The organism is Paraburkholderia sp. RL17-381-BIF-C, assembly GCF_046026435.1.
In the GTDB taxonomy this organism is placed as follows: domain Bacteria; phylum Pseudomonadota; class Gammaproteobacteria; order Burkholderiales; family Burkholderiaceae; genus Paraburkholderia.
Genome location: NZ_JARESX010000068.1, coordinates 1 through 12,833, shown reverse-complemented (window position 1 = coordinate 12,833; position 12,833 = coordinate 1). Strand labels below are relative to the sequence as shown.

Sequence of the window (12,833 nt, the reverse complement as noted above, 5' to 3'; positions counted from 1 at the left end):
GGAACGCGCAGCTTCAGACGCTAGCGTAGCACCTTGCCCGGATTCATCAGATTCAGCGGATCGAGCGCGCGCTTGACGGCACGCATCAACTGCACCTCGACGTCCTGCTTGTAATGCATCGCCTCGTCGATCTTCAACTGGCCGAGCCCGTGTTCCGCGCTGATGCTGCCGCGATGCCGATGCACGCTGTCGTAGACGATCTGGTTGATCGGGCCTTGGTACTGTTTGAGGAACGCCTTGGCGTCGACGCCCTCGGGCGCCTGCACGTTGTAGTGCAGATTGCCGTCGCCGAGATGGCCGAATGTCACCATGCGCGCGCCGGGCACGGCCTGCGCGATCGCGGCGTCGGTTTCTTCGATGAAGTGGCCGATGCGCGAGATCGGCACCGCGATATCGTGCTTGATGTTCAGCCCTTCTTCGGCCTGGGCGAGCGGAATGTGTTCGCGCAGGTTCCAGAACGCCCGCGACTGGCTGAGGTTTTCCGCGACCACCGCGTCCTGCACCAGGCCTTCTTCCAGCGCCGTTTCCATTAAACGCTCGAACAGTTCGCGTGCGTGCTCCTCGCTCTCGCTGTCCGACAGTTCGAGCAGCACGACCTGCGCGTGCGGCTCGGCGAACGGATAGCGCATCTGCAAGAAATGCCGGCCGACCAGACGCAGGCAGAAATCCGACATCAATTCGAAACCGGTCAGGAGCGGTCCGGCGACGCGCTGCGTGAGTGAGAGAAAATCGAGCGCGGCGTGCGGCGACGCGAGCGCGGCGAGCGCCGTGACGCGCGCGGCTGGTTGTGGATGCAACTTCAGCACGGCAGCGGTGATGATGCCGAGTGTGCCTTCCGCGCCGATGAACAGGTCGCGCAGATCGTAGCCGGTGTTGTCCTTGCGCAGTCCGCGCAGGCCGTCCCACAGTTCGCCCTGCGGGGTGACGACTTCGAGGCCGAGGCACAGTTCGCGCGTGTTGCCATAGCGGAGCACGCCGGTGCCGCCCGCATTGGTGGCGAGATTGCCGCCGATCGTGCAACTGCCTTCGGCGGCGAGGCTCAACGGAAACAGACGGCCGGCTTCTTCGGCATGTTTTTGCACTTCCGCGAGGATGACGCCGGCTTCGACCGTGATCGTGTTGTTGTGCGGATCGATGTCGCGCACCCGGTTCAGACGCCGCAAGCTGATAACCGCTTGCGCGCCGCTTGCGTTCGGCGTGGCGCCGCCGGCGAGGCCCGTGTTGCCCCCTTGCGGGACTAGCGCGATGCGATGCTCGACGGCGAGCTTCACGAGTGCCGCGACTTCGTCAGGCGTGGCCGGGCAGAGCACCGCGCATGCCGCGCCGGTGTAGCGGCGCCGCCAGTCGGTCAGGTACGGGGCGGTGTCGTGCGGATCGGTCAGCACCTGCGCGGCGCCGATGGTGTCGCGGCAGGCGCCGAGAAAAGCGGTTTGGGTCATGTTGGGTCAGTCAGCGTGTTCGGGCTTGGTCGGTCAGCGTGTTCGGGAGAAATGTCGCGGCGTTCTGGTCAGATGGTCGTGTTGGCTTGTTTCGCAGCCAGGCGTCGAGCTTGTTTCGCCGCCTGTTTTTTAGCCTGTTGCGGCCTCTTTTGCGGCCCGTTTTGCAGCCCGTTTTGCCGCGCGTTTGAACGGCGCGACATAGGCCAGCGCGCAAACGAAAAAGACCATGGAGAGCACGGCTTCCAGCCAGCCGAGACCGGCGCTCAGCCCGCGGTCGCTCCAGCCGCGCACCACGCCTTCGGCAAAATACAGCAGGATCAACATCGAAGCCCATTGCAGCGTGTAAAGCCGCTGCCGCCAGACGCCCGGCAGAGCGACCAGCAACGGCACGGCCTTGAGCACGAGCGCCGAGCCGCCGGGACGCAGCGGCGCGAGCCACCATTCCCACGCGACGCACAGTGCGATCAGCACAGCCAGCGCAGTGGTGGCGCCGAGCGCGGCGGCGCGATTTCGCTGCACGGACGCTGCGTGTGTGGCGCTCGGCGCGCGCGTTGCCGGGTCGGCAGCCGGTTGGGCGTTCGGCTCGTTCACGGCCTTTCGCTCATGGATGCCGCCGTGCGCGCGACGCGAGCGCCGAGCGCGATGGCGAGCGTCTTTTCGTCCGCGGAGATGCCGTGTTCGGCGCTGCCCGCACGCGCGAAATGCGACGCGCCGTAAGGCGTGCCGCCGGTTTGCGTGGTGCTCAGCGCGCTCTCGGTGTACGGAATGCCGACGATCAGCATGCCGTGATGCAGAAGCGGCAGCATCATGGAGAGCAGCGTGGATTCCTGACCGCCGTGCAGACTGCCGGTGGAAGTGAACACGCAGGCGGGCTTGCCGGAGAGGGCGCCGGAAAGCCACTGCGGCGTGGTGCCGTCGAGAAAGTATTTGAGCGACGCGGCCATGTTGCCGAAGCGGGTAGGCGAACCGAGCGCGAGGCCGGCGCATTCTTCGAGGTCACGCAGTTCGACGAAGGGAGGCCCTTCGGCGGGAATGTCGGGCTGGGTCGCTTCGCAGACGGTGGACACCGCCGGCACGGTACGCACGCGCGCCTGCATGCCGGGAACGCTGTCGACGCCGTGCGCGATCGCCAGCGCGAGTTCGCGCGTGGCGCCGTGACGGCTGTAATAGAGCACGAGAATGTCTTTCATAGGCCTCATCGGTGAACAGGTATTATAGGGGTTGGGTCCGCTCCACAGGCCACACATAGCCGTTCGGCCAGGTCTCGCGCGCGGTCCTGAAACACCAGCAAAGGAAACGAGGGAGGTGGGTTTGTTGTCCAGGGTGCGTTTCGATCTCGACACGCTCAAACGCCTCGCGCAGTTTGCCGCGCAGCGCAGCAGCGAAGACCGCATTCCGCAGGTGGCCGGCAGTCTCACGTTCACCACCATGCTTTCGCTCGTGCCGCTCGCGACCGTCGCGTTCGCGTTGTTCACTGCGTTTCCGATCTTTGCTTCCTTCCAGATGTCGCTGCAGATTTTTCTTGCCGATCATCTGATGCCCGCGCAGCTCAACAGTCAGATCTTCAATTATCTGAATCAGTTTGCTTCGAAGGCGAAGGGTCTCACCACCATCGGTATGATTTTTCTGTTCGTCACCGCCGTGATGACGATGATGACGGTCGAGTCCGCGTTCAACGTGATCTGGCGCGTGCGCAAGGCGCGGCCAATCGCGCAGCGCATTCTGGTGTACTGGGCGATCATCACGCTCGGCCCGATCCTGATCGGCGTGAGCCTGTCGATTTCATCGTACCTGTTCACGCAATCCATGACCTTCACGGCGGCCCAGCGCATGACGCCGGTCATCGAGTGGGCGCTCGCGGGCGCCGCGCTGCCGCTGACCGCGGTCGCATTCACGATTCTCTACGTGTACCTGCCGAATTGCCGCGTGGAATGGCGCGACGCGGTGATCGGCGGTGTGACTGCCGCGATCGCTTTCGAGCTTGCGAAACGCGGCTTCGGTTATTACGTGCGGCGCATTCCAACCTACACCGCGGTGTATGGCGCATTTGCGGCCGTGCCGCTGTTTCTGCTGTGGATGTACCTGTGCTGGTTCATCACGCTGGCGGGCGCGATGATCGCGTCCGCGTTGCCGGCCATTCGCATTGGGCAGTTTCACCGGCCCACCTTCGAAGGCAGCAATCTGTTCGACTCGCTCGAACTGCTCGCGCGCCTCTCGGAAGCACGCGACGCCGGCAAGCGCGGCTATACGGTGCCCGAACTTTCACGCATGCTTCGCCGCGATATGGACACCACGCTCAACCTGCTGGAAAAGCTCGAAGAGATCGAGTGGATCGCGCGCTTGCAGGAGGACGACTCGCGTCCGCATTTCCTGCTGCTGGCGAATCCGGCGCAAATCACTGTCGAGCGCCTGTTCGGACTGTTCGTAATCGACCGCGCGGAACTCGGATATCAGCTCGAACTGGCGTCCACGCGTGTGGACGGAGAAATGCTGCTGGCGGCGCTCGAAAACGACAAGCTGAAAGTGACGCTCGCCGCCTTACTTGCCGCGCGAGCAGCCGACCGTGCCGCGCGCGCTGCGGAGGACGAATCTGGCGCGCCTTCCATGCCGCAGCATGCGGCGTGATGCCGGACGAGGCGGGTTGAGGCAGCGTGCGAGCGCTTGATGTAGCGAAAGGCGGCCGCAGTGGAAACTTCGAAGCAGCGGAAAAGCTAGCGCCTCGCTACAACGAAATCTTGCCGACGCAAATGTCCTTGAACATCACCCAATCACCCATCAGGCTGTAAAGCGGATGCCGGAAGGTAGCCGGCCGATTCCTCTCGAAGAAGAAATGCCCGACCCAGGCGAAGCCGTATCCGCAGATCACGGCAGCGGGCAGCCATAGCCAGTCGCCGGTGGCGAGCGTCATGGCAAGACAGCCGATCACGCCGAGCGATCCCACGAAGTGCAGCCGCCGCGAGACCGTATTGCGATGCTCGCTCAGATAGTACGGATAGAACTCCGCGAAACTCGCGAAGTGATCGGTGTGCGCGGTTTGAGCCATCACGGCCTCCGGATTGCTACGCTTCTCGATGCTCCGGCGTGCGCCGGCATGCCGGACACACGCGCTCGAAACAGGACAGGCTTGATCCATTGTGCGGCTATCGGGCCATGCGCGCAACCTGGCCATTCGGCCAATGGCGCAGCGCTCCCAGCGCAGTTATCGTGATGGCTCGCAACGTTCATCGAACCGTGTGAGGAGTTCTGGTCGCGAAGCTGAAGAGGGCGTCTAGCGTGGCGTCGGGTTGCTCGGTCATCAACGCGTGGCCGGCTTCGAGCATGACCGTGTCGACCGGTACGCCTGTTTGCTCCAGTGCGCCCGCGAGCGCCCTGGCTGCGCGCGGTGGTGTCATCGCGTCACGCCGCCCCACGATCAGGCGCGTGGCGCAGCGCACCTGCACGGCACGGGCGAGGCCGTCCGCGTAACTATTGCAGGCGGTGAAGTCGGTATGGAACAGGTGCGGTTCACCGCGCGCCGAGACGCGCTCCATGAGCCGCTGGTTCATGCCGTGCAACCAGAAGCCGGGGCCCGGGCAGGAAGGCTTGGCCGCAATGGTCGAATGCGACCACGCGTTCACCATGCCGATCGCTTCGGGTTCACGGTTCAGAGCGGCGTCGAGCAGTGCATCGGAGACGGTCATCGGCACCGCCGTGGCGAGCAGGGCGAGGTGCGTTGCCCGCTCGGGATAGCGGCCGGCGAAGTCGAGCGCGATCAGCGAGCCCATGCTGTGGCCGGCTACGAAGGCGCGTTGCACACCCGCGGCGTCGAGCAGCGCGGCCAGCCAGTCAGCCATGGCTGGCACGGTGGTCAGGGCCGGGCCGCTGCTGCGGCAGTGGCCGGGCAAATCCACGGCCAGCACGCCGAAACCGTGATGCGCGAAGTAGCGGGTTTGCAGCGCCCATACGCTGTGATCATGCTCGGCGCCGTGGATGAATACGGCGGTTGACAGGTGCGCGTCGAACGCTTTGCCGCCGGTGTACGCATAGACGGGCTTGCCTTGAACGGTGAGGATCATGCGGACTCCGGGCGGGGTTGGGCGGCAGTGCCGGATGCGCCGCCTTGCGGCGCGCTCGAACTGCTCGCTTTTTGCGACGCCTTTAGCGCGCGCTTGAGGTCGTCGATCAGATCGTCGGGATCTTCGAGTCCGATCGAGAGGCGGATCGTGCCTTCGGCGATGCCGGCTGCGGCGAGCGCGGCGGCGTCCATGCGAAAGTGCGTGGTCGATGCGGGATGGATGACCAGTGAGCGCGCGTCGCCCACGTTCGCGAGATGCGAGAACAGCGAGAGCGCTTCGATGAAGCTGCGTCCGGCGGCGCGGTCGCCGCGCAGATTGAAGCTGAACACGGCGCCGGCACCGCGTGGCAGCAAGCGCCTCGCGAGCGCGTGGTCGGGGTGCGTCGGCAATTCCGGATAGGCGACGGTTTCGACCGCGGCGTGACCGGCGAGGAATTCGACCACCCGGCGCGTGTTGGCAACGTGCCGCTCCATCCGCAAAGGCAGTGTTTCGATGCCTTGCAGCAGTTGCCACGCAGCCTGCGGATGCAGGCATGCGCCGAAGTCGCGCAGACCCTCGCGGCGCGCACGCAAGAGGAACGGAGCGACGGTGCTTTCCTCGGTGAACACCATGCCGTGAAAGCCGTCGTAAGGCTCGGTGAATTCGGGGAAACGCCCGGAGGCTTCGAAGTCGAACGTGCCGCCGTCCACCAGCACGCCGCCGATCGTCGTGCCATGGCCACCGAGGAATTTGGTGGCCGAGTGATAAACGAAGTCCGCGCCGTGCTCGAAGGGCTTGAGCAGGTACGGCGTGGTAAAGGTCGAGTCGACCAGCAGCGGCACGCGATGCTCATGCGCGATCTGCGCCACGGCCGCGATATCGAGCACGTCGAGCCCCGGATTGCCGAGCGTTTCGCCGAACAGCAGTCGCGTATTCGGGCGCAGCGCGGCTCGCCACGCGTCGAGATCGCCCGGTTTGACGAAGGTCGTCTCGATGCCGAAGCGCCGCAACGTGTAGTGCAGCAGATTGTGCGAGCCGCCGTACAGCGCGCTGGAGGCAACGATATGCGAGCCTGCGCCCATCAGCGTGGCGATGGCCAGATGCAAGGCCGCCTGGCCGCTCGCCGTGCCGATCGCGCCCGCGCCGTTTTCCAGCGCGGCCACGCGTTCCTCGAACACGGCAACGGTCGGATTCGAGATGCGCGAATAGACGTGACCCGCGCGCTCCATATTGAAGAGCGCCGCGGCGTGGTCCGAATCGCGGAACGAAAACGAGGTAGTCTGGTAGATCGGCGTGGCGCGCGCGCCAGTGGTCGGGTCAGGAGCGGCGCCGGCGTGCAGCGCAAGCGTGTCGAAACGGTTGGCGGACATCGTAGGCGGCGAGGCCACGAACGGCCTCGCGAAAGGTGAAAGTGGCGGCCATCCTATCACCGGCGCGCCGCGCTTCAAGCGCGGTTTTCCCGATGCGCACAGCCGCGGCGAGCCGGGCTCGAACCGGTGAATGGCCGGTGCGCCTTGGTGGGCGGGCCGCTTTCCTTTTATGGGTCTTTCCGCTAGGATCGAAAATCATTGATGTATTACGAGCTTAGCGGGCATTACGGGAGACAGATCATGCGAGTCAGCGACATCCTCAAAGTCAAAGGCAACACCCTTTTCACGGTTACGCCGGATACCACGCTGCACGACGCAGTCAATACCATGGCGGAGCACGACATCGGCTCGCTGGTTGTGATGGAATATGGCGATCTCGTCGGCATGCTGACTTTCCGCGAAATTATTTCGACGCTGAGCAAGAACGGCGGCAGCGTCGGCACCTCCACGATCCGCAAGGTCATGGACGACCATCCGCTCACCTGCACGCCTGAAACGGACGTCAACGAAGTTCGCCGCATGATGCTCGAGCATCACGTGCGTTATCTGCCGGTGCTGGAGAGCCGCACGCTGATGGGCGTGATCTCGTTCTACGACGTCGCCAAGGCGGTGGTGGAAGAGCAGGGCTTCGAAAACCGCATGCTCAAGGCCTATATCCGCGACTGGCCGGAAGAACAGCCGGAACAGCAGCCGGCGCGTTAATGCGCGGCGACTCACTGCGACGTTCTGTCGTTGCCGTGAGCGCGAAGTGGCGGTCAAGGCGCGCGCGAAAGCGCGCGCTTTTTTTGTGTCCGGCGCAGGGCTTGTCTGCATGTTCAGCCTTGCCTATCCGGCTCTCCAGCTGGCTCGCCGCCGAGGCGGGCGCGAGTGCGCCTATTCGGCCGCCAGGCCGGCGCTACGTGTTGCCCGGCGACCCGCCCGCGCCGGGTTGTGCGCATGGTGCTTTCATCTTTGTTGCTCTCCAGCCTGCTTGCCGAACTTCATGAGCGATCGTCCGTTACCTGCTGCCCGCCGCGCCGCCCGTCGACCCGAGGGTCACGACTCCCAGTTCCGGCTGCTCGGCGAGCGCCGTTTCGCGCCGTTTTTCTGGACCCAGTTCCTCGGCGCGATGAACGACAACGTCTTCAAGATCGGCTTCACGTCGCTCGTCACCTACCAGGCGGCGCGCTTTTCGGGCGTCGATCCGAAAACGGCGGCATTCCTGATTTCGGCCATCTTCATCCTGCCGTTCGTGCTGCTATCGGCCACCTCCGGGCAGATTGCCGACAAGTACGACAAGGCAATGCTCACGCGTTTCGTCAAGAGTTTCGAAATCGTGGTGATGCTGATCGGCGGCGCGGGTTTCTGGCTGCATAGCGCGCCGCTTCTGTACCTGTGCACATTTCTGATGGGCGTCCATTCGACCGTGTTCGGCCCGGTCAAATACTCATACCTGCCGCAGCATCTGTCGAGTTCGGAGCTGGTCGGCGGCAACGGCATGGTCGAAATGGGCACCTTCGTGGCGATCCTGATCGGTACGATTGTCGGCGGGGTGGGCGCGGGTCTCGTCGAGCACGGCGCGGTGGTGCTGGCCGGCGCCTGCGTCACGATCGCGCTGGTGGGGCGCGTGGTGTCGAGCTTCGTGCCGCTCACGCCGGCGCCGCAAGCCGATCTGCGCATCAACTGGAATCCGGTCAGCGAGACGTGGCGCAACCTGAAGCTGGCGCGCGAAAACCGTACCGTGTTTTTGAGCCTGCTGGGGATCTCCTGGCTGTGGTTCGTGGGCGCGATCTTCCTGTCGTCGTTTTTCAGTTTTGCGAAAAACGTGCTGTCCGCCGATCCGGATGTGGTGACCGTGCTGCTCGGCACGTTTTCGATCGGCATTGGCCTCGGCTCGCTGATGTGCGAAAAACTCTCGAAGCGGCGTATCGAAATCGGCCTCGTGCCGCTCGGCTCGATCGGCATGAGCGTGTTCGCGATCGATCTGTTTTTCGCGAGCCATGCGCTGCCGCCCGCGGGCCATCTGTTGAGCATCGGTGAATTCATCGTGCGGCCCGCCCACTGGCGCGTGCTGGCTGATCTCTTCCTGCTCGCCATGTTCGGCGGCCTCTACAGCGTACCGCTGTATGCGCTGATCCAGAGCCGCAGCCAGCCGAGCCACCGGGCGCGAATCATTGCCGCGAACAACATTCTGAATTCGCTGTTCATGATCGTTTCGTCGCTGATGGCCATGGCGTTGACCGCGGCAGGCTTCGGCATTCCGGCGATTTTTCTCGTTACCGCGCTGCTGAACATCGTGGTGGCGACCTACATCTATTCGCTCGTGCCCGAGTTCCTGCTGCGCTTTATCGCGTGGGTGCTGGTGCACACGTTCTACCGGATTCGCCTCGTGCATGCCGAGCGGATTCCGGAGGAGGGCGCGGCCGTACTCGTGTGCAACCACGTGAGCTTCGTTGACGCGATCGTCATCATGGCCGAGAGTCCGCGCCCGATCCGTTTCGTGATGGACCATCAGATCTTCAGGACGCCGTTCGCCGGCTGGGTGTTCCGTCACGCGAAAGCGATTCCGATCGCGCCGGCGCATCAGGACGCGCAGTTATTGACGCGAGCCTACGAGCGCTGCGCGCAGGCGCTGGCCGAGGGCGATCTGGTTTGCATCTTTCCGGAAGGCAAGCTCACCAAAACCGGCGAGATGAATCCGTTCCGGCATGGCGTGACCGAGATCATCCGGCGCACGCCGGCGCCGGTCATCCCCATGGCGCTGCGCGGATTGTGGGGCAGCGTGTTTTCGCGCGCGGACGACGCGCGCTGGCCGCGGCCGATCCAGAAGGGCGTCATGAGCCGTCTGACGCTGGCAGTGGGTGAGCCGCTCGATCCGGCGCAGGCGACGCCGGAGAACCTGCAGCAGATCGTCACCGAATTGCGCGGGGCGCGGAAGTAGTAGGAACAGGCACTGCTTGCCGGCCAGGCGGTGGGCGCTCCCGAAGCAGACATTTCCGCATGGCGGCGTTTTGCGCGCCGCCGGGTTGGGTGAACGGCTAATCGGCGCGCGGTATCGCGGATGAATCCCCAGTCGCGCCCAAGGTGTGTGCCGACAAGGCGAGCGACGCAGCGGGCGAGGCGTACCCTGGCCGATCGGCCAGAACGGTTGCACGACGCGGTCCGCTTGCCACGGGGCTGGCATAATAGCGCTTTCCCCGCATTTCTTTGGACGACGCCCATGTCCGGCAACACGCTCGGTACGCTTTTCACTGTCACGACCTTCGGCGAATCGCACGGTCCCGCTATCGGCTGCGTGATCGACGGCTGCCCGCCGGGCATGGCGCTCAACGAAGCCGACATTCAACTGGAACTCGACCGTCGCAAGCCCGGCACGTCGCGGCACGTCACGCAGCGTCAGGAAGAAGACAAGGTCGAGATCCTGTCGGGCGTGTTCGAAGGCCAGACCACCGGCGCGCCGATCGCGCTCCTGATCCGCAACACGGACCAGCGCAGCAAAGACTACGGCAACATTGCCGACACCTTCCGGCCGGGCCACGCCGACTACACCTACTGGCAGAAATACGGCATCCGCGACTATCGCGGCGGTGGCCGTTCGTCGGCTCGCCTCACGGCGCCCACGGTGGCCGCGGGCGCGGTCGCCAAGAAGTGGCTGCGCGAGAAGTTCGGCACCGAGATTCGCGGCTATATGGCCGCGCTCGGTGAAATCGACGTGCCGTTCGTCGACTGGGCGCAGGTGCGCGAGAACCCGTTCTTCGTGCCCAATGCGGAGATCGTGCCGCAACTTGAGGCGTATATGGACGCGCTGCGCAAAGATGGCGACTCGATCGGCGCGCGCATCAACGTCGTGGCGTCCGGCGTGCCGGTCGGTCTCGGCGAGCCGCTGTTCGACCGTCTCGACGCCGACATTGCGCACGCCATGATGGGCATCAACGCGGTGAAGGGCGTCGAGATCGGCGCGGGCTTTGCGAGCGTCGCGCAGCGCGGCTCGGTACATGGCGACGAATTGACGCCGGAGGGCTTCGTCGGCAATCACGCGGGCGGCGTGCTCGGCGGCATTTCGACCGGGCAGGACATCACGGTGTCGATTGCGATCAAGCCGACTTCGAGCATTCGCACGCCGCGCCGCTCGATCGACAAGGCGGGGCAGCCGGTTGTCGTCGAAACGTTCGGGCGGCATGACCCGTGCGTCGGCATTCGCGCCACGCCGATCGCCGAATCGATGCTCGCGCTGGTGCTGATCGATCATGCGCTGCGCCATCGCGCGCAATGCGGCGACGTGTCCGTCAGCACGCCGAAGATCGCGGCCAGCGCGCCGTAACGCGTCTGCGTCGAACGTATCTTTTTTGGTTCTACGCGGGCAGTGTCGTCTCTCATGACTGATTTCAGCGCCGAGCCGGCAGCAAGCCGTCTCGCGGATCTACGCGCGCGTGCCGCCGCGCCCAACGCCGTGGCCGGCGACTGCTTCACGTTCGGCCAGGCGCTGCTGCAACACGCCGGGGGCGACAAGGCGAGTCAGCGCGAGGCGCTTGCTGCGCTGGTGCGCGCATACCAACTCGATTCTTCCTGCGAACCCACGCTGCTGCACACGATTGCGCAGACCGCCTTCGTGCTGCGCGATTGGGCGCTGGTCGACTCCGCCACCGGGCTGCTCCTCTCGCACCATGCCGAAGACGCCAACGCGCTGATCTGGCGCGCGGCGGCCGTGCAGCAGCGCGACGACTTCGCCACCGCCGAGGCGCTGTTGCGCGAAGCCGTGCGCGTCGTGCCCGGCAATCCAGTCGCGCTGCATAAGCTGGCGTTGTGTATCAAGGAGCAGGCACGCTTCGCCGAGGCCGAGGCGTTGCTCCGGCAAGTCCTGATGCTCTCGCCGCAGAACGCCCATGCGCTGTTCGATCTGTCGGAACTCGAGATTCGCAGCGGGCGTTTTGCGGAGGGTTGGACGCATTACGAATCGCGCGTCGTGTTTGCTGGCGGCGAACTGAACAACGCCCAGCAGGCGCTCGCCGCGATCAGCGCGCCCTGGCAGGGTGAATCGCTTGCCGGCAAGACGTTGGTGGTTTATGGCGAGCAGGGCAATGGCGACTGTCTCTGGGCAGTGCGCTTTCTGCCAATGCTGGCCGAACGGGCGCGACGCGAGGGCGGCCGGGTGATTTTCGGTCACGACGGTCCGTTGCGGCATTTGTTCGAACGCATGTTGCCAGTGGATTTGCCGCTCGAAACGAGTCTGGAAACGCAGCCCGATTTTCACTGCGGACTGATGAGCTTGCCGCTGCGGCTCGGCATTGTCGACGCAGCGGGATGGGGCGCACCGTATCTGAGCGCTGACCCTGCGCGTGAGCAGGCGTGGCGCGAACGAGTCGAAGCGCACACGGCGGCGCGGCGCGGCAGTCGCAAGGTCGGGCTGGTGTGGAACGGCAATCCGGACCATATCCGCGACATGCGGCGTTCAGTGCCCGTCGAGCAAATCGAACCTCTGTTGAACGTGCCGGACGTGAGCTATTTTGCTTTGTCGCCGGGGCGCGGAGAGACGGTTGCACAGTGGCGCGCCAAGGGTCTCGACGTCGTCGATCTGACGCATCATTTTCAGTCCGGCTTCGACGATGTCGCGGCGTTGCTGGCGAATCTGGATCTGGTCGTCACGATCGATAGCGGGCCCGCGCATCTGGCGGGGGCGCTCGGTCTGCCGACCTGCCTGATGATCGATCACGTTTCCGCGTGGTTCTGGGGCGATGAGTCGCCGGTGACGGCCTGGTACGATTCGATTGAACTGGTTCGACAACCGCGCGTTGGCGACTGGGCGCCGGTCGTGGCGAAAGTGCGGGAGCGGATTGAAGCGGTGGGGCGGAGCTGACTGGTTCTGCCTTCACAGCGCCGTCATTAAGAATCCGGCGTTGCGAAGGCAGGTGAAGCATGAATTACATGTTCGGGTAGTTCGGACCGCCGCCACCTTCAGGTGTGACCCACACGATGTTCTGCGTCGGGTCCTTGATATCGCAGGTCTTGCAGTG

The 12,833-nt window shown here is 64.7% G+C and carries 12 protein-coding genes; 5 read left to right on the top strand and 7 right to left on the bottom strand.

The window, feature by feature from the left end:
• Positions 1–20: 20 nt before the first annotated feature.
• The 3 genes from P0D70_RS29360 to wrbA all read right to left on the bottom strand — a co-directional run bounded on the left by P0D70_RS29360 (position 21) and on the right by wrbA (position 2,629).
• Positions 21–1,439: an FAD-binding oxidoreductase gene (locus P0D70_RS29360; RefSeq protein WP_408187024.1), complete on the bottom strand. Its 1,419-nt coding sequence runs from the start codon at positions 1,437–1,439 to the stop codon at positions 21–23.
• Between the two features lie 129 nt (positions 1,440–1,568).
• Positions 1,569–2,030 carry a DUF2069 domain-containing protein gene (locus P0D70_RS29355; protein WP_408187023.1) on the bottom strand — a complete coding sequence of 154 codons (462 nt, stop codon included), beginning with the start codon at positions 2,028–2,030 and terminating at the stop codon, positions 1,569–1,571.
• Positions 2,027–2,629 carry an NAD(P)H:quinone oxidoreductase gene (gene wrbA, locus P0D70_RS29350; RefSeq protein ID WP_091792670.1) on the bottom strand — a complete coding sequence of 201 codons (603 nt, stop codon included), beginning with the start codon at positions 2,627–2,629 and terminating at the stop codon, positions 2,027–2,029. Before wrbA ends, P0D70_RS29355 begins: the two co-directional genes overlap by 4 nt.
• Before the next feature lie 121 nt (positions 2,630–2,750).
• On the opposite strand from wrbA, the gene P0D70_RS29345 reads away from it, so the two are divergent.
• On the top strand, positions 2,751–4,064 hold the full coding sequence (locus P0D70_RS29345) for a YihY family inner membrane protein (protein ID WP_177205075.1): 1,314 nt from the start codon (positions 2,751–2,753) through the stop codon (positions 4,062–4,064).
• 97 nt (positions 4,065–4,161) lie between these two features.
• On the opposite strand, the gene P0D70_RS29340 is transcribed toward P0D70_RS29345, so the two are convergent.
• The 3 genes from P0D70_RS29340 to P0D70_RS29330 all read right to left on the bottom strand — a co-directional run bounded on the left by P0D70_RS29340 (position 4,162) and on the right by P0D70_RS29330 (position 6,843).
• A complete protein-coding gene (locus P0D70_RS29340; protein ID WP_408187022.1) occupies positions 4,162–4,482 on the bottom strand; it encodes an Mpo1-like protein in 321 nt (106 codons plus the stop codon).
• Between the two features lie 178 nt (positions 4,483–4,660).
• Complete coding sequence (locus P0D70_RS29335) at positions 4,661–5,494, bottom strand: alpha/beta fold hydrolase (RefSeq protein WP_408187021.1); 834 nt, start codon at positions 5,492–5,494, stop codon at positions 4,661–4,663.
• Positions 5,491–6,843, bottom strand: coding sequence for an O-acetylhomoserine aminocarboxypropyltransferase (locus P0D70_RS29330; RefSeq protein ID WP_408187034.1), 1,353 nt, complete (start codon positions 6,841–6,843; stop codon positions 5,491–5,493). Before P0D70_RS29330 ends, P0D70_RS29335 begins: the two co-directional genes overlap by 4 nt.
• Positions 6,844–7,083: 240 nt before the next feature.
• Between P0D70_RS29330 and P0D70_RS29325 the strand changes: the two genes are divergently transcribed.
• The 4 genes from P0D70_RS29325 (at position 7,084) to P0D70_RS29310 (ending at position 12,676) form a co-directional block, all read left to right on the top strand.
• On the top strand, positions 7,084–7,545 hold the full coding sequence (locus P0D70_RS29325) for a CBS domain-containing protein (RefSeq protein ID WP_091792673.1): 462 nt from the start codon (positions 7,084–7,086) through the stop codon (positions 7,543–7,545).
• A gap of 280 nt (positions 7,546–7,825) precedes the next feature.
• On the top strand, positions 7,826–9,763 hold the full coding sequence (locus P0D70_RS29320) for an MFS transporter (RefSeq protein WP_408187020.1): 1,938 nt from the start codon (positions 7,826–7,828) through the stop codon (positions 9,761–9,763).
• Between the two features lie 279 nt (positions 9,764–10,042).
• Positions 10,043–11,143: a chorismate synthase gene (aroC, locus tag P0D70_RS29315; RefSeq protein ID WP_091792675.1), complete on the top strand. Its 1,101-nt coding sequence runs from the start codon at positions 10,043–10,045 to the stop codon at positions 11,141–11,143.
• A gap of 54 nt (positions 11,144–11,197) precedes the next feature.
• Complete coding sequence (locus tag P0D70_RS29310; protein ID WP_408187019.1) at positions 11,198–12,676, top strand: tetratricopeptide repeat protein; 1,479 nt, start codon at positions 11,198–11,200, stop codon at positions 12,674–12,676.
• 64 nt (positions 12,677–12,740) lie between these two features.
• Here P0D70_RS29310 and P0D70_RS29305 read toward each other — a convergent pair.
• Positions 12,741–12,833: 4Fe-4S dicluster domain-containing protein (locus tag P0D70_RS29305; protein WP_133246935.1), on the bottom strand; the 93-nt coding region annotated here is incomplete at its 5' end.

Excerpts from the sequence above, each read along its gene's own strand:
- P0D70_RS29340 (WP_408187022.1), bottom strand. The coding sequence starts at position 4,482 with ATGGCTCAAACCGCGCACACCGATCACTTCGCGAGTTTCGCGGAGTTC.
- P0D70_RS29360 (WP_408187024.1), bottom strand. The coding sequence starts at position 1,439 with ATGACCCAAACCGCTTTTCTCGGCGCCTGCCGCGACACCATCGGCGCC.
- P0D70_RS29320 (WP_408187020.1), top strand. The coding sequence starts at position 7,826 with ATGAGCGATCGTCCGTTACCTGCTGCCCGCCGCGCCGCCCGTCGACCC.
- aroC (WP_091792675.1), top strand. The coding sequence starts at position 10,043 with ATGTCCGGCAACACGCTCGGTACGCTTTTCACTGTCACGACCTTCGGC.
- wrbA (WP_091792670.1), bottom strand. The coding sequence starts at position 2,629 with ATGAAAGACATTCTCGTGCTCTATTACAGCCGTCACGGCGCCACGCGC.
- P0D70_RS29335 (WP_408187021.1), bottom strand. The coding sequence starts at position 5,494 with ATGATCCTCACCGTTCAAGGCAAGCCCGTCTATGCGTACACCGGCGGC.
- P0D70_RS29325 (WP_091792673.1), top strand. The coding sequence starts at position 7,084 with ATGCGAGTCAGCGACATCCTCAAAGTCAAAGGCAACACCCTTTTCACG.
- P0D70_RS29310 (WP_408187019.1), top strand. The coding sequence starts at position 11,198 with ATGACTGATTTCAGCGCCGAGCCGGCAGCAAGCCGTCTCGCGGATCTA.
- P0D70_RS29330 (WP_408187034.1), bottom strand. The coding sequence starts at position 6,843 with ATGTCCGCCAACCGTTTCGACACGCTTGCGCTGCACGCCGGCGCCGCT.